Origin of the sequence: Nereida sp., assembly GCF_965655635.1 — a bacterium.
Classification (GTDB): domain Bacteria; phylum Pseudomonadota; class Alphaproteobacteria; order Rhodobacterales; family Rhodobacteraceae; genus Nereida.
Map to the genome: position 1 here is coordinate 33,887 of NZ_CBFHHE010000008.1, position 22,751 is coordinate 56,637.

The following is a 22,751-nucleotide window of genomic DNA, read 5'->3' on the forward strand; positions in this document are numbered from 1 at the left end:
ATCAATCCTGCGCGGCCATGCCTGCTTCGGCCTCAATTTGCTTGCGTGATTTACGCTCGCGCTCGGTCGTGGACTTTAGCTGACCACATGCTGCCATGATGTCTTCGCCGCGCGGTTTGCGCACTGGGCTTGAGTAGCCTGCGTTGTAAACAATATCTGCGAACGCACGAATGCGGTTGTTCGACGAGCGTTCATAAGGTGCGCCTGGCCATTCGTTGAACGGGATCAAGTTGATCTTAGCCGGGATGCCCTCGATCAATTTTACCAAGCGATGCGCATCTTCGTCACTGTCGTTCACGCCCTTAAGCATCACATATTCAAACGTAATCCGTTCAGAGTTGCTTGCCTTTGGATAGGCGCGCAACGCATCCAAAAGCGCCTTGATGTTCCACCGCTTGTTAATCGGTACAAGGGTATCACGGATGGGGTCTGTGGTGGCGTGGAAAGACACCGCCAACTGACAACCAATTTCTTGGGCGGTGCGGGCAATCTCGGGTACCACACCGCTGGTCGACAAAGTGATACGGCGGCGTGACAGCTGGATGCCCTCTGGGTCCATCGCAATCTTCATCGCGTCGCGGACGTTCTCAAAGTTGTAAAGCGGCTCACCCATGCCCATCAGAACGATGTTCGACAGCAATCGCCCTTCAACATGCTTTTCACCCGGTGTTGGCCATTCTTCCAGATCGTCCCGCGCCATCATAACTTGGCCGATGATTTCACCCGCGGTCAGGTTACGGACAAGCTTTTGCGTACCCGTGTGACAGAATGAACACGTCAGCGTGCAGCCAACCTGCGAGCTGATGCACAAGGTGCCGCGATCTGTTTCGGGGATATAAACCACCTCAACTTCGTGGCCGCCAGCGATACGTACCAACCACTTGCGGGTGCCGTCGCTGCTTACTTGTTTTGATACAACTTCGGGGATCTCAATTATGAAATTCTCTGCAAGTTCGGCACGGTATGCTTTGGACAGGTTTGTCATCGCATCAAAGTCGCGCACCCCCCATTGATAGAGCCACTGCCAAATCTGGCCTGCTCGCATTCTGGCCTGCTTTTCGGGCGCACCCGCCTCGATTAGTGCTTCGCGCAACGCAGAGCGTGTCAGTCCGATCAGGTTAACTGGCCCGTCCACTTGCTTGCGCGGGATCGTCAATACATCTGGCGTAACGGGTGCATTGGCCATGCTGGGGAATCTCCGAATTGGAATATGACGCATCTCATACGGCACTGCCTGTCAAAACGCAAAAGGACCAGTGCGCGCACCAGTCCTTTGTTTCAAAGTCCACATGGGCGATTATGGGATCAGCCTGCGCAGCGCTTTGCGGCGTCATCAACTGCGGCGGTGTAGCCAGACAAGCTGAAGGTATCTTTGGTGATCGTGCCGCGTGATGAACGGGCCGTAAGCGTCGCAGTCGCGCCGCGCTTCATGGCTGTCACGATCTTAGCGTCATCCTCGGGTGTTGCGGGCCATGCCCACTCGCCGTCAGTAAACAGATCAAATGACGCAGAACCGATCTTCATGGAAACAGTCGATCCGTTTGCGAAAGGATAACCGCCCGTGAAGGTCAGCTGGTTTTTCACAGACGCGCCGGGGCGGAAGAATGTGAACAACAAGATGTCACCACGGCGCACCGCAACGACGCGGCCATCCTTGGTGTTTACCGTTTCTTTAGGGGCCGAGACTGCCCAACATTCAGTCGGGTTGCTTTCAACAAAGACGCTCCAGTCCGTTTTGGCCGCCACTTGGTTACTCGATTCCTGCGCAAAACTCGCTGTAACCGAAAGGGCCAGCACCGCGCATGCAGTCGTCAATTTCGAAATCATGTTCACAGCCTCCAAGCTGTTTTGCCTGTGGATCCACCGCTGCGGCCCAGATTTTTCTTGGGTCATCGCAATTGGCGGGTTTTCAACTCGATGGTGCAACATTAGCCTGAAACCAGCCAATGGGAAAACCCCTTGTGCCCAGCATTTACGCGGAAAACCGCCCCAAAAAGGTCTTAACTGATGGCTCCTCACCCCATGATCGCGCTTTGGCGCAACGATTTGCTCGAAAGCCTGCACACGGGGCATGCGGTGGTTTGCGACGAAAAAGGCGATATCGTGCAGGCATGGGGCGATCCTGATGCGGTGATATTCCCGCGTTCTTCATGCAAAATGATCCAAGCACTTCCGCTTTTGGAAAGCGGTGCAGCGGAGCATCTGACCACTGAACAACGCGCACTTTTATGTGCCAGCCACAATGGTGCGGCCATCCATGTGGAGCGTGTTCAGGCATGGCTATCAGAAATGGATTTGGGCGATGACGATCTGCGTTGCGGCCAACAACACCCCGCCGACAAACCAGAGGCCGCGCGCCTGATCAAAACAGATGCAAGCCCGTGCCAAGTGCACAACAATTGCTCTGGTAAACACGCGGGGTTCTTGCTGTTGAATAAACATCTACGCGGGGATGCGGATTACGAGTTGCTTGATCATCCTGTGCAGCAGGCCTGCAAAGGTGCGTTTGAAGAAGTGACGGAAGTTGCCTCCCCTACTTTTGGGATCGATGGGTGCTCTGCCCCTAACTTTGCCACCACGATGCACGGTCTTGCGCGTGGTATGGCGACATTTGCATCTGCGACCGAAGGCAATAGCCGCGGCCGCGTTATGGTCTCGCTGCGCGAAGCGATGGCTCTGCATCCCGAATTAGTCGCGGGTGAGGGTCGCGCCTGCACCGAATTGATGCGCGCCATGGGCGGCAAAGTAATGATCAAAACGGGTGCAGAAGGCGTGTTCATCGCCATTATCCCCGAGACCAAGATGGGCATTGCAGTGAAAGCAACCTGTGGCACAACCCGCGCTGCAGAGGCGATGATCGCGACCTTACTTATCCACCTTGGTCACCTTGATCCCGCACATCCCGCCGCGCTGCGCCGTATCGGGGGTGACATTATGAACTGGCGTGGCACCAAAACAGGTGAGCTGCGCACAGTTGACGGGTTCCCCATTTAATAGTGGCGCTGAAAATTGATCAAAGACTGGCAAACTGACGCCGGCGCGAAAGCCCACCATGTCAGGCGCGGTGATAGGGGCTGCCTGCCAAAATTGATGCGGCGCGGTAAAGTTGTTCGCACAACATCACCCGTGCCAGCATATGGGGCCAAACCATCGCGCCAAAGCTAAGCTTTGCGTCAGCACTGGCGCGCATTTCGGGCAGTAACCCATCGGCACCACCGATGATAAAGGCAATGTCTTGTGCCCCTTGATCGCGCCAGCCCGATAGCTTTTCGGCAAACTGAGGCGAGCTCATCACTTTGCCGCGCTCATCCAGAACGCAGCACACGGCCCCTTTGGGCAACGCACGCGACAGCAACTCATGCTCGGTCTGTTGACCGGCACCTTTTGCATCGACTTCGGTGATGGTGATCGGTCCAAGCCCCATGTTGCGCCCTGTTTTGTCAAAGCGGTCAACATAGTCTTGGATCATGTCGCGTTCAGGGCCAGCACGCAGCCGGCCCACAACGCATAGGTGCACGCGCGTCATCGGGCGGTGCTATTCGGCGGATGGATCGTGTGTGGACGGACCTGTTGGCATGCCGCGTTCTGCTTGTTCTTCTGGGCTAAGCCACATCTTTTCAAGCTGGTAGAACTCGCGCACTTCGGGGCGGAACACATGCACAATGATGTCACCGGTGTCGACCAACACCCAATCGCCTGCGCTTTTGCCTTCCAGCTTGGCGTTGCGACGGTGAGCGGCTTTTACGTCGGTCACAAGGTTTTGCGCGATCGCAGCAACCTGACGGCTTGAACGCCCCGAGCAGATGATCATGTAATCACCCATCTCAGACATGCCGCGCAGATCAATTTGCACAACGTCTTCGGCCTTCATGTCATCGAGGGATTTAAGGATAGTCACCAGCAGCGCATCGCTTTTGGCGGTATCGGGTTTAGTGCTCATCGGGGCACCTGCACCTGCGGCACCCGTATGGGCCGCATCTGTAGAAAGAGACAGAACATTGTCCTCCTTTATACGCGTCGCCAAAGCCCCGACGCTGGGCCTGCCACCAAAGTAGCATCGGGCCTGCTAAATCTCAATAATCAGGATGTAAACACAAACGTGACGGTCTGTCGCCTAGTCGAGCGCATTGGTGCTTAACTGTGACCCTTCTATCATCTTTACCTCCCTTTGCGGGAACGGAATAGAGATATCATTGGCTTTGAAGGTGTCCCACAGGGCCAAAAAGACTTGTCCGCGCACGTTTGTCAGCCCGCCTGTGGGGTCTTTGATCCAAAACCGCAGGATATAGTCAACGGACGAATCTCCAAAACCAACAATATGACAGACTGGTGCACGCGGGCTGCTAAGGACGCGGTCCACGCTTTTGGCGGCTTCAATCGCAAGGGTGCGGACGTTGTGGGGGTCATCGTGATAGGCGGTGCCAAAATAAATATCGAGACGCACATAATCATTCGAGTGAGACCAATTCACCACTTGGCCGGTGATAAGATCCTCATTTGGGATGAGGTATTCCTTGCCGTTGCGTGTCACGACGCTGACGTACCGCGCGCCAAGGCTGTTGATCCAACCAAATGTGTCGCCAAGGCTGATCACGTCGCCTGGTTTGATGGACTTATCCAGCAAGATGATCACGCCGGACACAAGGTTCGAGACCACTTTTTGAAGCCCAAAACCAAGCCCCAAACCAATAGCACCAGACAGCACTGCCAGCCCGGTCAGATCAATTCCAACTGCCCGCATCCCAATGAAAAACGCCGCACCGTACAGGGCAACCTGCGTGGCCTTTACCACCAACACCCGCATTGAAGGCGACATTTCCTCGTTGCTGTTTACCCGCGTTGTGGTCGTTCGGGTCAGAAAGCGCGCGCCAACAAAGAGCAGCGCCAACAGGGTTAGACCCTGCAAAATCTGCCAGACGCTGATGGTGCTTTCGCCAAGGCCAATGCGCGCGCTTTCCAGCATCTGTTGGATTTCGCTATCCAGCCCGACGATGCGCAAAGTGATCCACGTCCAAGCCGCCCAATTCACCACGCGCCGCAAGAGGTTGTTGTGAATAAGCCGTGTGGCAAACGCCACGATCAGCCAAGCCGTGGCAAGGTTGGCAACAATAACCAACAGGTAATATTTTGATGGAAAGCGGTAGAGATCCTGCATGATCGCCACAGCGCCGTAGGCAAGGGGCACAAACATGATGCCGCGCAGACGGTTCTGGATCACCAAAAACCACCTTAATTGCCACTTGGGAATACCCTGCTTGCCGCGCACCCACGCCTGCATTCTGGGTTTAATCAGCCGCCGCAATACTTCGGCAATAATCAGCAGAACAACGACAACTGCGATCTGCACAAGACTTGAGGGGCGCAGCAGCCCTTGGGCGAAAATTTCGGCTTGGCGCAAAATGCCCGTCGCGGTGTCTGTTATGACTTCGATCGTTGCGGGTTGAAACGCGTCAGGGGCGGCTGTTGCCGTCTCGGGGTCTGGGCCCCAATCGCTCCGCGTCTCACCAATATGTCCTGCCATGGGGTGAGTTTGCGCCACGCATACAGATATCTCAAGCCTAACTTCTTGCGAGAAGGGCCGATTCTCTGTATCTGAGCGCTATGGAACAACGATACATCATGGAAGACCGAGCCCGCCTGCGCGAACGCTTTTACGGCGCGTCCATGACTGTGCTTGCGCGACTACACTAGGCGCTAGCCCTCAATTCTCTATCCACCTTCTATTCTTCACACATATATTACGGGAGAGGACCAACATGTCCCCCAAAACACTTTACGATAAAATCTGGGATGCCCACGTGGCCCACGAAGCCGAAGACGGCACGTGCCTTTTGTACATCGACCGCCACTTGGTGCACGAAGTAACGTCACCCCAAGCGTTCGAAGGTCTGCGCATGACTGGCCGCACTGTGCGCGCACCAGAAAAGACAATCGCTGTTCCGGATCACAACGTGCCAACAACGCCGGGCCGCGATGATCCTAAAAACATGACCGAAGACAGCGCCATTCAAGTGGCCGCGCTGGACAGCAACGCCAAAGAATTCGGCATTCACTACTATCCCGTGTCTGACGTGCGCCAAGGTATCGTGCACATCGTCGGCCCCGAGCAAGGCTGGACCCTGCCGGGTATGACTGTTGTGTGCGGCGACAGCCACACGGCCACCCACGGCGCATTTGGTGCGCTGGCCCACGGCATCGGCACATCCGAGGTTGAGCACGTTCTGGCGACACAAACGTTGATCCAGAAAAAGTCAAAGAACCTTAAGGTTGAGATCACAGGCAAACTGCGCCCAGGCGTAACTGCAAAAGACATCACCCTGACTGTTATCGGCAAAACCGGTACGGCAGGTGGTACTGGCTACGTGATTGAGTATTGCGGCGAAGCGATCCGCGATCTGTCTATGGAAGGCCGCATGACGGTTTGCAACATGGCCATCGAAGGTGGTGCCCGTGCGGGTATCATCGCCCCTGATGAGAAAACATTCGATTACTGCAAAGGTCGCCCCAACGCGCCAACAGGCGCTGATTGGGATGCTGCAGTTGCGTGGTGGAAAACGCTCTATTCCGACGATGACGCGCATTGGGACATGGTTGTGACCATCGCAGCAGAAGACATCGCACCGGTCGTCACATGGGGCACATCCCCCGAAGATGTGCTGCCAATCACCGCAGATGTTCCAGCGGCGGCTGATTTCCAAGGCGGCAAAGTCGACGCAGCGCAACGCTCGCTTGATTACATGGGCCTGACCTCAGGAACACCGCTGACTGACGTTGAGATTGACACAGTCTTCATCGGGTCATGCACCAACGGCCGTATCGAAGATTTGCGCGCAGCGGCGGAAATCCTCAAAGGCAAAAAGATCAAAGACGGTATGCGCGCAATGGTCGTACCCGGTTCCGGCCTTGTGCGCGCACAAGCCGAAGAAGAAGGCCTTGCGGACATCTTCAAGGAAGCCGGTTTCGAATGGCGCCTTGCGGGCTGTTCTATGTGCCTTGCGATGAACCCCGACCAACTCGCCCCCGGCGAGCGCTGTGCGGCAACGTCCAATCGTAACTTCGAAGGCCGTCAGGGCCGCGGTGGTCGTACGCACTTGATGTCACCTGCCATGGCGGCGGCGGCTGCTGTAACCGGCAAGCTTACTGACATTCGGGATTTTAGCTAAGTCTTTTGCCTGCTGCACGCCGCAAAATGCGCAGCAGCGGGCCACATAAATTTCTGTCTCACGAAGGAGACCATTATGGATAAATTCGAAACCCTTACTGGGATCGCCGCGCCGCTTCCTTTGATCAATATCGACACTGATATGATCATCCCAAAGCAATTTTTGAAAACCATCAAACGTTCGGGCCTAGGTGTGAACCTGTTCGACGAAATGCGTTATGATGACGACGGCGCGGAAATTCCTACGTTCGTTCTGAACCAAGACGCCTACCGCAACGCCGAGATTTTGGTCGCTGGCGATAACTTTGGCTGCGGCTCTTCGCGCGAGCACGCGCCGTGGGCGCTGAAAGACTTCGGCGTGAAGTCTGTCATCTCAACCAGCTTTGCAGACATCTTTTTCAACAACTGCTTCAAGAACGGCATTCTGCCGATCGTGCTGCCCCAAGAGGCCGTTGATGTGTTGATGAAAGACGCGGAGAAAGGCTCGAACGCGCGCATGATCATCGATCTGGAAGCGCAAACCGTCACGTCGTCCGACGGCGAAGCGTTCTCTTTCGAAGTTGATGCGTTCAAAAAGCACTGCCTGATGAACGGTCTTGATGACATTGGCTTGACCATGGAAAAGGCCGCCTCCATCGACACATTCGAGGCCGAGCTGTCCAAAAGCCGTCCTTGGGTCTAACGCCCTTAGGCTTTCAGATTATGCGCCCATCCAGTGGTTTCTGGGTGGGCGTTTTTCGTTTTGGGCCGCGGGTTTGGGCAAGTTTGCGTAAATAGCTGACTGTTGCTGTTCATCTTGGCTTAACGGACTTGTGCCTTCATTTTTGCCTCTCGCAACATCTTGTGCCTTGTTTTTTGGGATTTCCAAACGTGGTGCAAACCCGCACTACTTCCTCCCTAAAGTAGTATCAAAATCAGACATCACAGATGCAAAACAGTTGTTTGGATTTTTGAATATGGGCATATCTTGATCATTAACTAGACGCCCATGCGCAGGTTTTCGCGCAAAAGGGTGCGTAAATAAGCGTGTGTATACCTGGTTTATGCATAACGAGTTTGAGGTTTTGGTGATGTTTTCCCGTTTTGCTGGCGCAGCTATTCGCGCCTTTTGTGTCATCCTGCTTATCGCGTTGCCGTCAGTGATGTTGCCCACAACCATCGCTGGTGGGTCGGAAATTGTATCCTTCATCGCCATCGCTGCGGCCATTCTGACGTTCATCGAATATAAATCGGACTATCCCTCGCTTATTGAGTTCCGCTTTGCACCGCCCTTTAATCGGATTCGTTTCGGTTCTCTATTTTTCACCGTTTTGGTTCTGTCGATTATTTGTAGTGGGAAGTACGACGCCACGCCCGTAACCGAATTTACCGCCGCCATCGGCCAGCTGATTGGCGCATCGATTGATTTTCCGTTCTCGCCCGTGCGTCTGGTGGTGGGCATGCTTCCTGCGGACAGCCCCGCCGAGATTGTCAATGCCGTGCGCACCGCCGCAGGCATCAGCTATCTGACCTCGCTGCTATCGCTTGCGGTATTTTTGGCCGCGCTTCGTTTGTCCCGTTGGCCGAGTAATTCGGGCACGTTCAACGTGTGGATCAACCTGCCTATGTTCGATCCAACCGCTGGTGGTGATGTGGTGCGCCGCCTCAACAAGGATGCGCGTTTTAACATTATGTTAAGGTTTCTGCTGCCATTCATCATCCCTGTGGTGGTTCAGCTTTCGGCTGATTTCTTTGGCCCGATGGCAATGACCAATCCGCAGACCTTGGTATGGACGATGGCAGCGTGGGCATTTTACCGGCATCTTTGTTTATGCGTGGCATCGCGATGAGCCGCGTGGCCCATATGATCGCCGACCAACGCCGCCGCACCTATGCCGCAGAAGTCGCCGAGGCCGACGATTTTCTGGTGGCCTAGGCTTCAGTGGCTTTGCGAAACCAATCTTGACGGCCCTTTGTATCTGGGTAACAGTTTGCGCGGGCTTGGCGATGTCTCAGACCCTGCGCATTGCAACCTATCAAGCAGAACTTCAGGCCCGTGGTCCCGCGCTTTTGCTCCGCGATATCAAACGCGAAACTGATGAAGTCATGGCCCGCGTCGCGCTGATCAAACAGGCAAATCCGGATGTTTTGATCTTGCAGGGCATTGATTGGGATTATGACGCCCGCGCGCTTACCGTCCTGAACGCCCATCTTGGTTTTGATCATATGTTTACCAGCTTGCCTAACGCGGGCATGGCTACGGGGCTTGATATGGATGGCGACGGTAAGCTGGGCCAACCCCGCGACGCCTAAGGGTACGGACGGTTTGCGGGCCACGGCGGTGTTGCAGTGCTTTCAAAACGCCCCATCGCTGGGCCAGTGATCGATCTGTCTGATCTGTTATGGCGCGACTTGCCTGATGCTGATTTGCCAACTTATCCCGATGGCGCCCCTTTCCCGTCTGCGCGCGCCCAAGCGGCGCAACGGCTGTCATCTCAGGTGCATTGGATCGTGCCGTTTGATGGCTTTGTCCTAGCTACTTTTGCGGCAACGCCACCCATTTTTGATAGGGACGAAGACCGCAACGGCAAACGTAACGCAGACGAGATCCGCCTTTGGGCGCATCTATTGGATGGTCGCCTTGATACCGCCTTGGCCGAGCGTGGTGCGCCAAACGGGGCCGCAAGCATGTCTCAGTCCTTCATTCTTGCGGGCCTCTTTAATCTTGATCCAACGCAGGGCCCACTGATGGGGCAAATGTTTGCGCGCGCTGATCTGCAGGATGCAGCACCAACTGCCCACACAGCTGAATTTCGAAATGCCTACCGCTTACGGCTTAGTTATGTTCTGGCCTCGCCCGATATTACACCGCGCAGCAGCGGTGTTTTATGGCCGTCTGCCGGCATGGGGCGGCACGGTTTGGTCTGGGCGGACGTTACCCTGAGGCCCTGATTTCTTGACCATTGGGGGCGAACGGGCTACCCGCTAGGCAACCAATTTTAAGAAGGACTTGTTGCAATGGCGAACCCCTCCCTTTTGATCCTGCCCGGTGACGGCATTGGCCCCGAAGTCATGGCCGAGGTTGAGCGCGTTATCGCGTGGTTCGGCGACAAGCGCGACCTGTTGTTTGACGTTGAAACCGACCTTGTCGGTGGTGCGGCTTACGATGCTCACGGCACGCCTTTGCACGATGACACGATGGCCAAAGCACATGCCGCGGACGCCGTTTTGCTCGGTGCCGTTGGTGGCCCTGCCTATGATGATTTGGACTTCTCCGTGAAGCCCGAGCGCGGCCTGCTGCGCCTGCGCAAAGAGATGGATCTGTTCTCAAACCTGCGCCCGGCACAGTGTTTTGACGCATTGGCTGACTTCTCAAGCCTGAAGCGTGACATCGTCTCTGGCCTCGACATCATGATCGTTCGTGAGCTGACATCAGGTTCATACTTCGGCGAGCCACGGGGCATCTTCGAAGAAGACGGCCAACGCGTGGGCATCAACACCCAGCGCTATACCGAAGCCGAGATTGACCGCGTTGCGCGCTCTGCGTTTGAGTTGGCTATGCGCCGTAACAAACGCGTTTGCTCTATGGAAAAAGCGAACGTGATGGAAAGCGGCATTTTGTGGCGCGAAGTCGTGACCAAAGTGCACGCTGAATACCCCGAAGTTGAGCTAAGCCACATGTACGCAGACAACGGCGCAATGCAGTTGGTCCGCGCGCCTAAGCAGTTTGACGTGATCCTGACAGACAACCTGTTTGGTGATATTTTGTCTGACTGTGCTGCAATGCTGACTGGCTCGCTTGGCATGCTGCCTTCCGCATCTCTTGGTGCAATTGGCGAAAACGGTCGCCCCAAAGCGCTCTATGAGCCGGTACACGGTTCCGCACCTGACATCACAGGCCAAAGCAAAGCGAACCCAATCGCGTGTATTTTGTCCTTCGCGATGGCGCTGCGCTATTCGTTTGACCAAGGCGCCGAGGCTGCTCGCCTTGAAGCAGCGGTTGAAAAAGTGCTTGCCGATGGTGCGCGTACTGGTGATCTGATGGGCCCAGACGGTGGCACCCCAATCAGCACCAGCCAGATGGGCGACGTTATCTTGGCCGCTTTGGACGCGTCCCTTTAAGGGCACGCTTCACAACAATTCACAGCGCCCGCCCTGATGCATCTTGTCACAGGGCGGGCGTTTGTTTTAGCCATGACTAAAACCAGTCAGGCCGCCTTTATGTCCAACAATACATCTGCCGCGCTTTATGCCCTTTTGGGTTTTGCTATTTTCTCGACTCATGATGTGATCGTCAAAGTACTGGGCGTAAGCTATCAGCCTTTCCAGATTTTGTTCTTCAGCGGGCTGTTCGGCTTTCCGATGGTCATGATGATGCTTATGCGCGACCAGACCGAATCCAACCTTATTCCGCGTCACCCGTGGTGGACCGCCCTGCGCACCCTTGCCGCAGTCGCCACAGGTATCAGCGTGTTCTACGCCTTCTCCGTGCTGCCGTTGACCCAGACCTACGCCATTATTTTCGCAAGTCCGCTGATCATTACCGTACTGTCCATTCCGATCTTGGGGGAGACTGTCGGCTGGCGGCGCTGGGTTGCGGTTGCGCTGGGCCTAAGCGGTGTTTTGGTGGTGCTGCGCCCGGGGGGAACCGAGCTGGGGCTTGGCCATGCCGCTGCGTTGATGGGCGCGTTTGGCGGAGCGCTTGCCTCGGTGATCGTGCGCAAAATTGGTAAGGACGAACGTACGATTGTTTTGATGTTGTACCCCATGATGGCCAACTTTGTGTTGATGGGCGTGGCCCTGCCGTTTGTCTATGTTCCCATGACCCTTCCTGATTTGGTCGGTACCCTCGCTATGTCTATCCTTGTGAACCTTGCGGGGCTTTGCATGATTGTGGCCTACAAAAAGGGGGACGCGGCAATCGTCGCGCCGATGCAGTATAGCCAAATCATTTGGGCGACCATTTTTGGCGTGCTGCTCTTTTCGGAATTCCCTGACGCGACGACCCTACTTGGTGCAGCGATCATCATTGCCAGTGGTTTGATTATTGTGTTCCGCGAGGGTACAAAAGACGCCTCTGAAACGACGCCGGTTCTGCGCACCCGTTCACGGTTTGAAACAGGTACAGCCGCCCGTCTTAGCCCCACGTTGCGCAAACGCGGGATTATCGATCAGCAATGATTTCTGTTTGAAAGGCCGGTCGCAACAGGCCCAATGATCTAGCGATAGATCAGCACGGCGCCTACAGTCAAAAAGCCAAGCCCGACAAACTGTGATAGGCCGAGATAGCTGGGGGCGACCCCAAACATGCCGATCCGCGCAATCACAACTGCGCCGATCATCTGTCCGATGATTGCCGAGATCACCACGAAGAACACACCAATTTGCGGCACTGCCCATGTGAAGGCCCACACAAAGCATACGCCCAACAAACCACCGCTTAACAGATAAAGTGGCTGCACTTTGATTGCGGCAAGGCTGCCTTGTGCGCCGCCCGCAAACCACAAGATGATCAGCGCGACCAAGCCAACAGCAAATGAAATGGCTGAGCCAAGAACAAAGCTGCCGATGTTTTGTGACAGTTTGGCGTTAAGCGGCCCTTGAAGGGCAACCATCACACCGACCACAAGCATTAGGCCGATGATCAAGAAAAAGCTCAGATCTTTGTCCATTTGGATGTCCCTTGTAAAACGTCCGTCAAACTCCGCCGTGATAAATCACCATCGCGCGGCAAATGACAGCCCTTAACGTGGTGTTGCGTTTGGATAGAAAAGCTGGGTGCCGGCGACGGTGAACGCGGCGATGGCGCTCTGTCCTTCATCTTGGGTTAACCAGGCAGCAAAGCGTTGGGCCTCGGCCACTTTGACGTGAGGGTGGCGCGCGGGGTTTACCACGATCACGCCGTATTGGTTGAACATCGCCGGATCGCCCTCAACCAGTACGTCGTGGTTTGCTTTGTTGCCGAAGGCCAGCCACGTGGCGCGGTCGCTTAGCACATACGCCCCCATGGCGATGCCGGTGTTCAGGGTCGCGCCCATGCCGCTGCCCGTTTCGCGGTACCACGTGCCTGAGGCATCTGTTGGGTCAAGCGCGCCCCACATCCGCATCTCGGCTTTGTGGGTGCCGCTGTCATCACCGCGGCTGGCAAAGGGTACTTTTTGGGCGGCGATACGGGCCAGCGCCCCAGCCGCGCTGCGTGTTCCGCGAATGCCCGCAGGATCGTCTTTTGGGCCGATCAGCACGAAGTCGTTATACATCACATCGCGGCGCGGCAGGCCGTAGCCCGCATCCACAAAGGCCTGCTCTGCAGCTTTGGCATGCACCAGCAAAACATCTCCGTCGCCGTTTTGGGCATTGCGCAACGCCTGTCCTGTGCCAACTGCCACAACGCGGACTTCAATGCCGGTTGCGGCCTCAAACACAGGTAAAATCGCATCAAACAGCCCAGAGTTTTGGGTAGATGTGGTGGATTGTACCACGATGAATTGCTCAGCTTTTGCCCCCGTTGGCATCACCGGCACAGACAGTACCAACGCAAAAATCAGACCCGCGCATTTAGTCCACATAAAGCTCTCCACCCAGCCACGCTTTCATGGGGCGTGATTGTGGTTCGGTCAAAAGGCGCGCGGCGGGACCGGCCTCGGCAAGGCGGCCGCTTTGTAAAAACGCCACATCTTGAGCAAGGCGTTTGGCCTGTCCTTGGTCGTGGGTGACCATCACCACCGTGGTGCCTTGGGCCTGGACATCTTGCACCAATGTTTCGACGGCGCGCGTGGCTGATGGATCAAGGTTGGCCGTCGGCTCATCAAGCATCAGCATGCGCGGCGCACCAATGGTGGCACGCACAATCGCCAGCTTTTGTTGCTCACCACCGGACAAAAGCCGTGCGGGGCGTGTTGCCATATCCTGAAGGCCCGCCTTGGTCAGCAGCGCCTCTACTTGGGCGGCGCGCGCGTTGCGGGGCACACCCTTTACCTTCAGCGCAAATCGTAAGTTGCCCGCAACAGAGCGGCGCATCATCACGGGGCGCTGAAACACCATCGCTTGGGCCGCGCGGGCAGGGGCATCAAGGGTGCGCCCGTTCCAGATGACATCGCCAGATGTCGGCGCGATCAACCCGTGGATCAAACGCAGCAACAGGCTTTTGCCCGCACCGTTGGGCCCCAAAATTGTGGTGATGCGCCCCTCGCGCAGACGAAGCGAAACGTCATCCACAAAGCGCGTGCCATCGGCGCGGTAGGTTAGCCCGCGTGTCTCAAGAAGGGTGCCGCCGAAATCAGCGCGGATGATATTTGCGGGCTCACGCATAAGCAGCCCTCACAGAGGCAGAGCGCAATGTCATCACGGCCGCATTCACCAGAAGTGCGATCAGCAACAGCACAATCCCAAGGGCCAGCGCCAGCTCAAGATTGCCCTTGCTGGTTTCAAGCGCGATCGAGGTGGTCATGACACGGGTGACGTGGTTGATGTTCCCACCCACAATCATGACCGCGCCTACTTCGGCCACGGCACGGCCAAAACCCGCAAGCGCCACAGGCACCAACGCCAGCCGCGCATCCCACATCAGCGCTCCAATCTGTGCCAGCCGTCCAACGCCCATAGAACGGAACTGCTCGCGGTATTCGCTGTGCATATCCGATGTCACTTGCACCGTTAGGGCCGCAACAATCGGCGTGATCAGAATGGTCTGCGCAATAATCATGGCGGCAGGCGTGTAAAGCAGGCCCAGCACCCCAAGCGGCCCACTTGCTGACAACAGCAGATACACCACCAAACCCACCACCACAGGCGGCAGGCCCATCAACGCGTTCAGAAAGATGATAACGCCGCCGCGTCCGGCAAACTGTGTGCCGCCCACAACCGCGCCCAACGGCAGGCCAATCACACAGGCAATTGCAGTCGCACTTAGGGTGACATAAAGTGACAGCCCCACAACACCGCGCAGCACCGGATCCCCTTGGGCGATCAGAGCAAAGGCGCGCAGCAGTATGTCGGCAAATGTTTCCATCCCTTGTCTCTACCAAACCTGCTGGGCTACTCCAAAGCTAAGAAACGCCATAAATCCGATAGGAGCCGACATGCTGCCCGCTGCCTTGCCCCCGATTGACACACCCACGTCGCCCATTGGAAACGTGCCGCGTGGGGCGTGTGATGCGCATATTCATATGGTGGGCGATGATATGCCGTTGTGGGATGGCCGTGTTGAGGACCCGGCCGCCGGCAGCCTTTATGAGTATGTCACGCGCTACCGCCATCATATGGACGTGCTGGGCATGGAGCGCTGCGTGATCGTGCACTCGATCCTCTACGGGGCGAATAACGATGTGACGAAAGCCGCTGTTTCGGCGATGGGCGATGCTGCGCGGGGGATCGGGCTTGTCACGGATGAGGCGACCGAGGCGGATCTGGATGATCTGCGTGATGCGGGCATTGTGGGCGTGCGTCTGAACTATGTGCACGGTGGTGTATTGTCGTGGGACGGCGTGAAGCGGATTGCGCCGATGCTTGCGGCGCGCGGGATGCATGTGCAGATGCTGATGAACACTCACAAACACATGCAAGAACTTGCGGATGATGTGCGTGCCATGCCGGTGCCCGTATGTTTTGACCACATCGGTTGGCCTGATCTAAGCCTTGGCACCCAGCAAGAAGGCTTTGAGACATTGCGCCAATTGGTGTCCGATGGGGCTTGTCACGTAAAGCTAAGCGCCCCTTACAGGCTGTGCGATGCGCCGTATGAAGCTGCCAGCAGCTTTATCGAAACACTGGCGCGCGCCAATCCTGACGCCTGCGTTTGGGGCAGCGATTGGCCCCATATTATGCTGGCGGATGCGAAACTGCCGGATGCGGGGGTCTTGCTGAACCACTTCATGGGGATCGTCACCGATGAGGACACCCGCCGCCGCATTCTGGTCGATACACCTGCGCGGCTTTACGGCTTTTGACGTTCGCCCTCTTGGGGGGTCACATCATAGGGCGCAGCAAGGTCCCAGACATGATCGGGGATCATATTCTTCATCTTTGCAGGCTCTTCGCGGCGCAGGTGCAACACGGCTTCAACTGCTTTCATCTCAAGCCTTGCGCGGGCAAATTCGATGCCGCGCGGTCCGATGCGGGGCATGAGCCAGCCTACAATTGGGCGCAACCAATTTGGCATTTTGCGCAGGGGAAGCCCGCCCGCCGCGCGCGCAGTGTTGTCACGAAAACCGGCCACCGCACCGGCGCGTTTGCCCTTACCGGCGGGGGCTGAAAGTTTGACCTCTGGGCGGATGGCCTCAAGGGCGCGGGCGCCGCGGTCATTGCGCACGATCACCCATTGCTCACCGGTGCCGCCCATGTAGCCCACGGTAATATCAGCCAGCGTGTTGGTGTAATCCACGCAGGTGCGACAGGTCAGTGGAAAGAAGTCAGGCGATAAATCAGACAGCGGCAACTGCAGGAACGGGATGGTCTGCGAGCGGCCATCGTCAAAGCGCAGCTCAACGTGATAATCAGCGCGAAACTCAAGATATGTGATTGTCTCGGGTTTGTCGGACAGGCGCGCCAAAAAGTCATGGAAATTGGCGGTGGTGGTGTTGTCGGAACACGGTGTTCCGATGACTGTGATGGACTCAAATCCAAGCTGCTCTTCGATGCGGCGCAGGGCATACACCTGACAGGGGATGCCGATCATCGCCAGCCGTTTAAGGCCCATTTCGGCGGCGGGTTCCAGCATGGCCAGCAGCGGTGCGTAACCCATTCGCATCCCGCGGGCTTGGGCCATATCGGCGGCCTCAGTAATGATCGCGGGAACGGGTTTCCACGGATCATCAGCGTCCGGCACCATACAAATCACGCCGTCCACACTGCCGTCTTCCAGCATCTTTTCAGCGAGCCGCGTGGTCAGCCCCGTCCATTGCGCCCCCTCGCGCGCGGGGGTTAAAGCGGCGCGGTACATGGCCTGGAACGGACCAAAGAAAACCTCGTCCCCCGTTGCGCGCCGTGTGCGCCCTTGTACGACGGTTTCCATCGCGGGGTAGTCTGGTTTGATGAACTGGCACGCGGTGCCGCAGGACTTGGCGATCCCCATGCGCGAGACGCCGCAATCTGTGCAAAGGCCACGGGATTCAGCAGGGCCGGCGGAGGGGGTCAGGACTGTCATGGTGTGATTTATGGCATAGGCGCGCTGCGCCGCAAAGTTGATTGCAGACTTGCGCGGCTGCCCGTTGCATGGCAGCGGTACGCCCTAGGACAATTTGAACCCGAGCACCCCCATGAAAGCTGGCATCGCCGCATTGATTTTTGCTTATGTGTTGTCGCAATTCTACCGCGCGTTTTTGGCGGTTTTGACAGGTGTTCTAGGTCGCGATATTGGCGCCACGCCTGATGATCTGGCGGCGGCTTCGGGCCTGTGGTTTTTGACATTTGCGGTCATGCAAATCCCCGTGGGCTGGGCGCTTGATACAATCGGGCCGCGCAAAACAGCGCCCGCATTGTTGATGATTGGCGCGCTTGGGGCGGTGGTTTTTGCGATGGCCACCACTGTGCTGCACATCAAATTGGCGATGGTTTTGATTGGCATCGGATGTTCAGCGGTGTTGATGGCGGGGTATTTCATCTTTGCCAAAATCTATGCACCGGCTGTGTTTGCCACCCTTGCGGGTGTGATGATCGGGATTGGGAGTTTGGGTAATTTGCTATCTGCCGCACCCACTGCTTGGGCGGTTGAGGCCTTTGGCTGGCGCGCCACGTTGATGGGGCTTGCGGCACTTACGGCAGCCACGGCTGTGGTGATGTTTGCCCTGATCCGCGATCCTGCGCGTGAAGTGGACGCGCCCAAAGACGGCTCTGTTCTTACGCTGTTGCGGATGCCCGCGCTGTGGTTAATTTTCCCGTTGATGTTTGTGAATTATGCCGCCGCCGCAGGGATTAGGGGGCTTTGGATTGGGCCGTATTTCGATGATCTGCACGGCGCGCTTCCGGCGTTTATTGGCACAGCGGGTCTTGTGATGGGGCTTGCCATGGTTGCGGGCACATTCCTTTATGCGCCGGCAGACCGCATTTTTGGCACGCGCAAATGGGTCATCATTATTGGCAACAGCATCGGTGTGCTGTGTCTGGCGTTTCTGGCGATTAATCCGGTGCCACAAGTTTGGACTGCGGTGATCTTGCTTGCGGTGATTGGCATGGCGGGGTCCGGATTTCCGGTGATTACCGCCCACGCGCGCAGCTTTTTCCCGTCCCATCTGACGGGGCGCGGTGTGACGTTGTTGAACTTGTTCGGGATTGGCGGCGTTGGCATTTTTCAGATGCTCACAGGGCGCATCTACGACAGTTTTGGCGCGCAGGGTGCATATCCAGTAATCTTTGGTTTGTTCGCTGTGACCATTACCATCGGTTTGGTGATTTACGCTTTTTCTGAAGACCGCACGGACTAGGCCGGAACAGTGCGCGCACTGCATAGCGTCTTTGGTCACAAAGGGCCGTATGTGAGGAGGGGGGTATGCATCGCGCAGCGCCCCTGTTACATCGCGCCTAACCCCGACTGAGGACACATAAAGATGCTGGCGTATTATATAACGAACTTTCGCAACGATTGGTTTGGCAACATCCGCAATGATTTGCTTGCGGGCCTTGTGGTGGCGCTTGCGCTGATCCCCGAGGCGATTGCGTTTTCGATCATTGCGGGCGTTGATCCTAAGGTTGGTCTTTATGCCTCGTTCAGCATTGCGGTGATTACCGCGATCACGGGCGGCCGCCCCGGTATGATCAGTGCTGCTACCGCCGCGACGGCTGTTTTGATGGTGACGTTGGTGCGCGATCACGGTCTGGAATATCTGTTGGCGACCACGGTTCTGGCAGGTCTGATCCAGATCGGTGCGGGTGTGTTAAAGCTTGGCAGTGTGATGCGCTTTGTTTCCAAATCTGTGATGACAGGTTTTGTGAATGCGCTGGCGATCCTTATTTTCCTCGCGCAATTGCCGGAACTGAACCCCGCTACAGGTGGTGTGAACACGCTGACCTATGTGATGACGGCGGCGGGTTTGGCGATTATTTATCTGTTCCCTTACGTGACCACGGCCATTCCATCGCCGCTGGTAACGATTGTTGTGCTGACGTCGCTTGCGATGTTCATGGGGCTTGATGTGCGCGTTGTGGGCGACATGGGCGAGCTGCCCGATACCCTGCCGATCTTTTTGTTGCCTGACATTCCGCTGACGTTTGAGACATTGCAGATCATCTTCCCTGTGGCGCTTGCTATTGCGGTTGTGGGTCTGCTGGAAAGCTTGATGACTGCTTCATTGGTTGATGATCTGACGGATACAAATTCTGACAAAAACATCGAATGCATTGGCCAAGGTTTGGCCAACACGGCCACTGGTTTCATCGGCGGCATGGCCGGTTGTGCGATGATTGGCCAATCGATGATTAACGTGAAATCCGGTGGGCGCGGGCGTTTGTCGTGCTTTGCGGCGGGTGTTTTCTTGCTGTTCTTGATTGTTGTGCTGGGCGATATCGTGAAGCAAATTCCGATGCCTGCCTTGGTGGCGATCATGATCATGGTGTCGATCGGCACGTTCAGCTGGTCCTCTCTGAAAGACCTGCGTGAGCACCCGATGTCATCGTCTATCGTGATGTTGGCCACAGTTGCGGTCACTGTCTATTCGCACAACTTGGCCATCGGTGTTCTGACTGGTGTGTTGCTGTCGGGCATTTTCTTTGCTGGCAAAATTGCGCAAATCTTTCGGGTGCGCAGTGTGTTGTCTGATGATGGGCGTCACCGCACCTACACTGTTGAGGGTCAGATTTTCTTTGCCTCGTCTGATCAGTTCACCAAATCGTTTGATTTTGGCGAAGCGCTTGAACGTGTTACGATTGACGTAAGCAACGCGCATATTTGGGATATTTCGTCAGTGGCGGCCTTTGATATGGTTGTGATGAAGTTCCGCCGCGACGGTGCAGAGGTGGATGTGATTGGCCTGAATGAGGCATCAGAAACCATCGTTGATAAACTGGGTGTCGCGGACAAACCGGGCGCGCTTGAAGATATGATTGGACACTAACATGGCTGATACGTTGGAAAAGATTGTCGCACTTGTTGATGGCTCTGAGTATTCGCACAGCGTGTGTGATCATGCGGCTTGGGTCGCCAGCAAAATTGGCGGCCACGTTGTTGTGGCGCATATTTTGGGGCGCCGCGAAGCCAAGGCGGATCGTTCGGGCAACATTGGACTGGGCGCACGTACCAAGTTGATGGAGGACCTTGCGGCCCTTGATGAAGAACGCGCCAAACTGAACCAAGTGCGGGGCCGTGCCATTTTGGAAGATGCCGAGGCGCGTATCGCTGCCGCCGGTGTTTCGGTCAGCACGGTTTTGCGCCAAGGTGATCTGCTGGCTGAGCTTGCGACATTGGCGGCGGATGCTGAGTTGGTTGTGATCGGTAAGCGCGGCGAGGCAGCGGATTTTGCCAAGCTGCATCTTGGCTCCAACGTTGAGCGCGTCGTGCGTTCTTGCGAAAAGCCGATCCTTGTTACATCACGCGCGTTCAAGCCGGTTGAAAGCTTTGCGCTTGCGTTTGACGGCGGCACCTCTTCGTTGAAAGCGGCGGACCATGTGGCGAATGCAAAGCTGTTCCAAGGGTTGCCTGGCCAAGTTGTAACGGTTGGCACCCAAACCGCCGAGGCTAAGCAAAAGCTGGACGGTGCTGCGGCGTTGTTGTCCGGTGCGGGCCTTGAGATTACTGCGTCGTTTGTGGATGGACAGCCCGAGACAGCGATTGCCGGTCTGGTGGGTGATGAGGGTGCGGATATGTTGGTGATGGGTGCTTATGGGCACAGCCGTGTGCGCAGTTTGATAATCGGTTCCACCACCACCGAGATGGTGCGTTCGGCCCATGTCCCGCTGTTGTTGTTCCGCTAAATCGTGATTGAGAAACGCCAATTGGCCCATGTCCCGTTTTGAGGCATCGGCTGTCGGCAGCGTTGCTGCGTCATCGCTCAATTATTATGTAAGGGAAGTGGCCGTTAAATAAGGCGGCGCCGCCCAATATGCTGTGTCCTTGCGCGGTGGATTTTACCCCTCTCGCAGTCCGTTGGACGACACGTCAGATCAGGTGGAAAGCCTGCTGCGTGTCAGTAGCTCGTGAGTGCATCAGCGTGTCAAACCAATGCGGGGACGTCCTTGCGCATAGGTTTATCCAAAACGTGTTAACCAAGTTTTAGATCAAAGAGCGGTGCGGCGGGTTTTTAGCAACGCGCCGCACTGAATTTCTTGTGGGGATCAGCAGTTACGCTGCGGGTTTGCGACGGCGACGCGGTTTGCCGCCACCTGCACCACCACCGGGGCCGCCATTGCCGCCACCACCAGATGGTTTGCCGAAGCGACGTGGCTTGCCGCCCGCCTTAGGAGCACCGCCCCCACCACCACCGCGACGACGGCCACCGCCGCCACCACCGCGCTTGGGGGGATCTTCTTCCATTGGCTCACGGCCACCCGCAACGGGAATGGTGAACTTCATGACTTTCTGGATCTGGCGTAGGTAGCCAATTTCTTGGGCTGAAACCAAAGCGATTGCTTCACCTTGGGCACCTGCGCGGGCCGTACGGCCAATGCGGTGCACGTAGTTTTCAGCCACCTCGGGCAGTTCGAAGTTGTAGACATAGCGCACATCCGGAATGTCGATGCCGCGTGCGGCAACGTCCGTTGCAACCAAGACAGTGGCTTCGGCTTTTTTGAACGCGTTCAGGGCGCGATCGCGTTGGTTTTGCGATTTGTTGCCGTGGATCGACACTGCCTCATACCCTTGGGCGACCAAGAATTTCATCAGCTTTTCGCAGCCGTGTTTGGTGCGGCCAAAGACAATCGCTTGATCGCCTTTGTGCTCTGATAGCAGCTGAACCAGCTTATCGGCTTTGTAGGCTTGGGGTTCGTACCAAAGCGATTGTTTGATTTTGTCTGCGGCTTTGCCTGGTGCGCTGACTTGGATTTTCTTGGGGTTGTTCAGGAACGCGCCCGCAAGCTCTTCCATCTGTTTCGACATTGTAGCCGAGAACAACATGGTTTGACGCGGGGTGCCCAACAGCGGTGCAATTTTGCGCAGCGCGTGGATAAAGCCCATATCCAGCATCTGATCCGCTTCATCGAGTACCAGCATCTTGGCGCTGTCCAGATAAACTGCTTTGCGGTCAACAAGGTCCATCAAACGGCCCGGTGTCGCCACCAGAATATCCGTGCCCCGTTGCAGCAGGTTGATTTGCTTGTTGATGGATTGACCACCAACGACCGAGTTCACCTTAAGCGGTGTGCCGGCCACATAGATTTTCAGGTTGTCGCAGATCTGGTTCACCAACTCGCGGGTTGGCGCCAGCACGAGGGCCTTGACTGTTTTGGGCATCGGCTTGCCGATTTGGTCCATCAGTAGTTCTGCCATTGGCAGGCCAAAAGCAGCAGTTTTGCCAGTACCTGTTTGGGCAAGGCCCATCACGTCAGTACCTTGAAGCACCAGTGGAATTGCCTGCGCCTGAATTGGCGTGGCTTTATCAAAGCCGGCATCGGCAATGTTTTTCATAAGCTTGGGGTTAAGCCCCAGCATGGTAAAGTCGGTCACAAGATGACCCTTTCACAAAAGCGA

23 protein-coding genes and 1 pseudogene are annotated in these 22,751 nt (G+C 56.3%); 13 read left to right on the forward strand and 11 right to left on the reverse strand.

Features of this window, described 5'->3' with window-relative positions; genetic code table 11:
- Window position 1: 1 nt before the first annotated feature.
- Together rlmN and ACTF5M_RS04210 are read right to left on the reverse strand one after the other, a co-directional pair.
- The gene (rlmN, locus tag ACTF5M_RS04205; RefSeq protein ID WP_438959832.1) at window positions 2-1,186 is read right to left on the reverse strand and encodes a 23S rRNA (adenine(2503)-C(2))-methyltransferase RlmN; all 1,185 of its coding nucleotides are present in this window, start codon (window positions 1,184-1,186) and stop codon (window positions 2-4) included.
- Window positions 1,187-1,305: 119 nt separating this feature from the next.
- On the reverse strand, window positions 1,306-1,827 hold the full coding sequence (locus tag ACTF5M_RS04210; protein WP_438959833.1) for an invasion associated locus B family protein: 522 nt from the start codon (window positions 1,825-1,827) through the stop codon (window positions 1,306-1,308).
- A 177-nt stretch (window positions 1,828-2,004) separates the two neighbouring features.
- Here ACTF5M_RS04210 and ACTF5M_RS04215 point away from each other — a divergent pair, with 177 nt between their 5' ends.
- Entirely contained in the window at window positions 2,005-2,994 is a 990-nt protein-coding gene (locus ACTF5M_RS04215) for an asparaginase (protein WP_438959885.1), read from the forward strand.
- A 61-nt stretch (window positions 2,995-3,055) separates the two neighbouring features.
- Here ACTF5M_RS04215 and rlmH read toward each other — a convergent pair whose 3' ends face one another.
- The 3 genes from rlmH to ACTF5M_RS04230 all read right to left on the reverse strand — a co-directional run bounded on the left by rlmH (window position 3,056) and on the right by ACTF5M_RS04230 (window position 5,521).
- Window positions 3,056-3,526 carry a 23S rRNA (pseudouridine(1915)-N(3))-methyltransferase RlmH gene (gene rlmH, locus ACTF5M_RS04220; protein ID WP_438959834.1) on the reverse strand — a complete coding sequence of 157 codons (471 nt, stop codon included), beginning with the start codon at window positions 3,524-3,526 and terminating at the stop codon, window positions 3,056-3,058.
- 9 nt (window positions 3,527-3,535) lie between these two features.
- On the reverse strand, window positions 3,536-3,940 hold the full coding sequence (gene rsfS / locus ACTF5M_RS04225) for a ribosome silencing factor (protein ID WP_048598465.1): 405 nt from the start codon (window positions 3,938-3,940) through the stop codon (window positions 3,536-3,538).
- A 174-nt stretch (window positions 3,941-4,114) separates the two neighbouring features.
- A complete protein-coding gene (locus ACTF5M_RS04230) occupies window positions 4,115-5,521 on the reverse strand; it encodes a mechanosensitive ion channel family protein (protein ID WP_438959835.1) in 1,407 nt (468 codons plus the stop codon).
- Window positions 5,522-5,601: 80 nt separating this feature from the next.
- On the opposite strand from ACTF5M_RS04230, the gene ACTF5M_RS04235 reads away from it, so the two are divergent.
- The 8 genes and pseudogenes from ACTF5M_RS04235 (at window position 5,602) to ACTF5M_RS04270 (ending at window position 12,322) form a co-directional block, all read left to right on the forward strand.
- Window positions 5,602-5,691, forward strand: coding sequence for an isopropylmalate isomerase (locus ACTF5M_RS04235; RefSeq protein ID WP_218151592.1), 90 nt, complete (start codon window positions 5,602-5,604; stop codon window positions 5,689-5,691).
- A 65-nt stretch (window positions 5,692-5,756) separates the two neighbouring features.
- Window positions 5,757-7,163 (forward strand): 3-isopropylmalate dehydratase large subunit, encoded by a 1,407-nt coding sequence (gene leuC, locus ACTF5M_RS04240; RefSeq protein ID WP_438959836.1) that lies wholly within the window; start codon window positions 5,757-5,759, stop codon window positions 7,161-7,163.
- 75 nt (window positions 7,164-7,238) lie between these two features.
- Window positions 7,239-7,844 carry a 3-isopropylmalate dehydratase small subunit gene (gene leuD, locus ACTF5M_RS04245; protein WP_341246204.1) on the forward strand — a complete coding sequence of 202 codons (606 nt, stop codon included), beginning with the start codon at window positions 7,239-7,241 and terminating at the stop codon, window positions 7,842-7,844.
- Window positions 7,845-8,205: 361 nt separating this feature from the next.
- On the forward strand, window positions 8,206-8,991 hold the full coding sequence (locus ACTF5M_RS04250) for a hypothetical protein (protein WP_438959837.1): 786 nt from the start codon (window positions 8,206-8,208) through the stop codon (window positions 8,989-8,991).
- A 157-nt stretch (window positions 8,992-9,148) separates the two neighbouring features.
- A complete protein-coding gene (locus ACTF5M_RS04255) occupies window positions 9,149-9,454 on the forward strand; it encodes a hypothetical protein (protein ID WP_438959838.1) in 306 nt (101 codons plus the stop codon).
- A gap of 18 nt (window positions 9,455-9,472) precedes the next feature.
- Window positions 9,473-10,093: pseudogene (locus ACTF5M_RS04260) on the forward strand (endonuclease/exonuclease/phosphatase family protein); the annotation flags it as partial.
- Between the two features lie 66 nt (window positions 10,094-10,159).
- Window positions 10,160-11,263: a 3-isopropylmalate dehydrogenase gene (gene leuB / locus ACTF5M_RS04265; RefSeq protein WP_438959839.1), complete on the forward strand. Its 1,104-nt coding sequence runs from the start codon at window positions 10,160-10,162 to the stop codon at window positions 11,261-11,263.
- A 99-nt stretch (window positions 11,264-11,362) separates the two neighbouring features.
- Window positions 11,363-12,322: a DMT family transporter gene (locus tag ACTF5M_RS04270; protein ID WP_438959886.1), complete on the forward strand. Its 960-nt coding sequence runs from the start codon at window positions 11,363-11,365 to the stop codon at window positions 12,320-12,322.
- 38 nt (window positions 12,323-12,360) lie between these two features.
- Here the strand turns inward: ACTF5M_RS04270 and ACTF5M_RS04275 are convergent, their stop codons facing one another.
- The 4 genes from ACTF5M_RS04275 to ACTF5M_RS04290 form a co-directional block, all read right to left on the reverse strand.
- Window positions 12,361-12,813 carry a DMT family transporter gene (locus tag ACTF5M_RS04275; protein WP_048598460.1) on the reverse strand — a complete coding sequence of 151 codons (453 nt, stop codon included), beginning with the start codon at window positions 12,811-12,813 and terminating at the stop codon, window positions 12,361-12,363.
- A 72-nt stretch (window positions 12,814-12,885) separates the two neighbouring features.
- Entirely contained in the window at window positions 12,886-13,707 is an 822-nt protein-coding gene (locus ACTF5M_RS04280) for an extracellular solute-binding protein (RefSeq protein WP_438959840.1), read from the reverse strand.
- Window positions 13,697-14,449: an ATP-binding cassette domain-containing protein gene (locus ACTF5M_RS04285; RefSeq protein WP_438959841.1), complete on the reverse strand. Its 753-nt coding sequence runs from the start codon at window positions 14,447-14,449 to the stop codon at window positions 13,697-13,699. Before ACTF5M_RS04285 ends, ACTF5M_RS04280 begins: the two co-directional genes overlap by 11 nt.
- The gene (locus ACTF5M_RS04290) at window positions 14,442-15,149 is read right to left on the reverse strand and encodes an ABC transporter permease (RefSeq protein WP_438959842.1); all 708 of its coding nucleotides are present in this window, start codon (window positions 15,147-15,149) and stop codon (window positions 14,442-14,444) included. The genes ACTF5M_RS04285 and ACTF5M_RS04290 overlap by 8 nt, the downstream gene beginning before the upstream one ends.
- Before the next feature lie 70 nt (window positions 15,150-15,219).
- Between ACTF5M_RS04290 and ACTF5M_RS04295 the strand changes: the two genes are divergently transcribed.
- Window positions 15,220-16,086: an amidohydrolase family protein gene (locus ACTF5M_RS04295; RefSeq protein WP_438959843.1), complete on the forward strand. Its 867-nt coding sequence runs from the start codon at window positions 15,220-15,222 to the stop codon at window positions 16,084-16,086.
- On the opposite strand, the gene ACTF5M_RS04300 is transcribed toward ACTF5M_RS04295, so the two are convergent.
- Window positions 16,074-17,282, reverse strand: a complete 1,209-nt coding sequence (locus ACTF5M_RS04300) for a Coenzyme F420 hydrogenase/dehydrogenase, beta subunit C-terminal domain (protein WP_438959844.1) — start codon at window positions 17,280-17,282, stop codon at window positions 16,074-16,076. The two genes, ACTF5M_RS04295 and ACTF5M_RS04300, sit on opposite strands and share 13 nt — an antisense overlap.
- 112 nt (window positions 17,283-17,394) lie before the next feature.
- Between ACTF5M_RS04300 and ACTF5M_RS04305 the strand changes: the two genes are divergently transcribed.
- From ACTF5M_RS04305 to ACTF5M_RS04315, 3 genes are all read left to right on the forward strand, one after another.
- Window positions 17,395-18,558, forward strand: coding sequence for an MFS transporter (locus ACTF5M_RS04305; RefSeq protein ID WP_438959845.1), 1,164 nt, complete (start codon window positions 17,395-17,397; stop codon window positions 18,556-18,558).
- 123 nt (window positions 18,559-18,681) lie between these two features.
- A complete protein-coding gene (locus ACTF5M_RS04310) occupies window positions 18,682-20,184 on the forward strand; it encodes a SulP family inorganic anion transporter (protein WP_048598456.1) in 1,503 nt (500 codons plus the stop codon).
- Between the two features lies 1 nt (window position 20,185).
- Window positions 20,186-21,040 carry a universal stress protein gene (locus ACTF5M_RS04315; RefSeq protein ID WP_438959846.1) on the forward strand — a complete coding sequence of 285 codons (855 nt, stop codon included), beginning with the start codon at window positions 20,186-20,188 and terminating at the stop codon, window positions 21,038-21,040.
- A 367-nt stretch (window positions 21,041-21,407) separates the two neighbouring features.
- On the opposite strand, the gene ACTF5M_RS04320 is transcribed toward ACTF5M_RS04315, so the two are convergent.
- Window positions 21,408-22,727, reverse strand: a complete 1,320-nt coding sequence (locus ACTF5M_RS04320; RefSeq protein ID WP_438959847.1) for a DEAD/DEAH box helicase — start codon at window positions 22,725-22,727, stop codon at window positions 21,408-21,410.
- Window positions 22,728-22,751 lie beyond the last annotated feature (24 nt).

Bases quoted from the DNA above. Each gene is read 5' to 3' on its own strand.
- rlmN (WP_438959832.1), bottom strand. From the start codon at position 1,186: ATGGCCAATGCACCCGTTACGCCAGATGTATTGACGATCCCGCGCAAG.
- ACTF5M_RS04210 (WP_438959833.1), bottom strand. From the start codon at position 1,827: ATGATTTCGAAATTGACGACTGCATGCGCGGTGCTGGCCCTTTCGGTT.
- rlmH (WP_438959834.1), bottom strand. From the start codon at position 3,526: ATGACGCGCGTGCACCTATGCGTTGTGGGCCGGCTGCGTGCTGGCCCT.
- rsfS (WP_048598465.1), bottom strand. From the start codon at position 3,940: ATGAGCACTAAACCCGATACCGCCAAAAGCGATGCGCTGCTGGTGACT.
- ACTF5M_RS04230 (WP_438959835.1), bottom strand. From the start codon at position 5,521: ATGGCAGGACATATTGGTGAGACGCGGAGCGATTGGGGCCCAGACCCC.
- ACTF5M_RS04235 (WP_218151592.1), top strand. From the start codon at position 5,602: ATGGAACAACGATACATCATGGAAGACCGAGCCCGCCTGCGCGAACGC.
- leuC (WP_438959836.1), top strand. From the start codon at position 5,757: ATGTCCCCCAAAACACTTTACGATAAAATCTGGGATGCCCACGTGGCC.
- leuD (WP_341246204.1), top strand. From the start codon at position 7,239: ATGGATAAATTCGAAACCCTTACTGGGATCGCCGCGCCGCTTCCTTTG.
- ACTF5M_RS04250 (WP_438959837.1), top strand. From the start codon at position 8,206: ATGCATAACGAGTTTGAGGTTTTGGTGATGTTTTCCCGTTTTGCTGGC.
- ACTF5M_RS04255 (WP_438959838.1), top strand. From the start codon at position 9,149: ATGTCTCAGACCCTGCGCATTGCAACCTATCAAGCAGAACTTCAGGCC.
- leuB (WP_438959839.1), top strand. From the start codon at position 10,160: ATGGCGAACCCCTCCCTTTTGATCCTGCCCGGTGACGGCATTGGCCCC.
- ACTF5M_RS04270 (WP_438959886.1), top strand. From the start codon at position 11,363: ATGTCCAACAATACATCTGCCGCGCTTTATGCCCTTTTGGGTTTTGCT.
- ACTF5M_RS04275 (WP_048598460.1), bottom strand. From the start codon at position 12,813: ATGGACAAAGATCTGAGCTTTTTCTTGATCATCGGCCTAATGCTTGTG.
- ACTF5M_RS04280 (WP_438959840.1), bottom strand. From the start codon at position 13,707: ATGTGGACTAAATGCGCGGGTCTGATTTTTGCGTTGGTACTGTCTGTG.
- ACTF5M_RS04285 (WP_438959841.1), bottom strand. From the start codon at position 14,449: ATGCGTGAGCCCGCAAATATCATCCGCGCTGATTTCGGCGGCACCCTT.
- ACTF5M_RS04290 (WP_438959842.1), bottom strand. From the start codon at position 15,149: ATGGAAACATTTGCCGACATACTGCTGCGCGCCTTTGCTCTGATCGCC.
- ACTF5M_RS04295 (WP_438959843.1), top strand. From the start codon at position 15,220: ATGCTGCCCGCTGCCTTGCCCCCGATTGACACACCCACGTCGCCCATT.
- ACTF5M_RS04300 (WP_438959844.1), bottom strand. From the start codon at position 17,282: ATGACAGTCCTGACCCCCTCCGCCGGCCCTGCTGAATCCCGTGGCCTT.
- ACTF5M_RS04305 (WP_438959845.1), top strand. From the start codon at position 17,395: ATGAAAGCTGGCATCGCCGCATTGATTTTTGCTTATGTGTTGTCGCAA.
- ACTF5M_RS04310 (WP_048598456.1), top strand. From the start codon at position 18,682: ATGCTGGCGTATTATATAACGAACTTTCGCAACGATTGGTTTGGCAAC.
- ACTF5M_RS04315 (WP_438959846.1), top strand. From the start codon at position 20,186: ATGGCTGATACGTTGGAAAAGATTGTCGCACTTGTTGATGGCTCTGAG.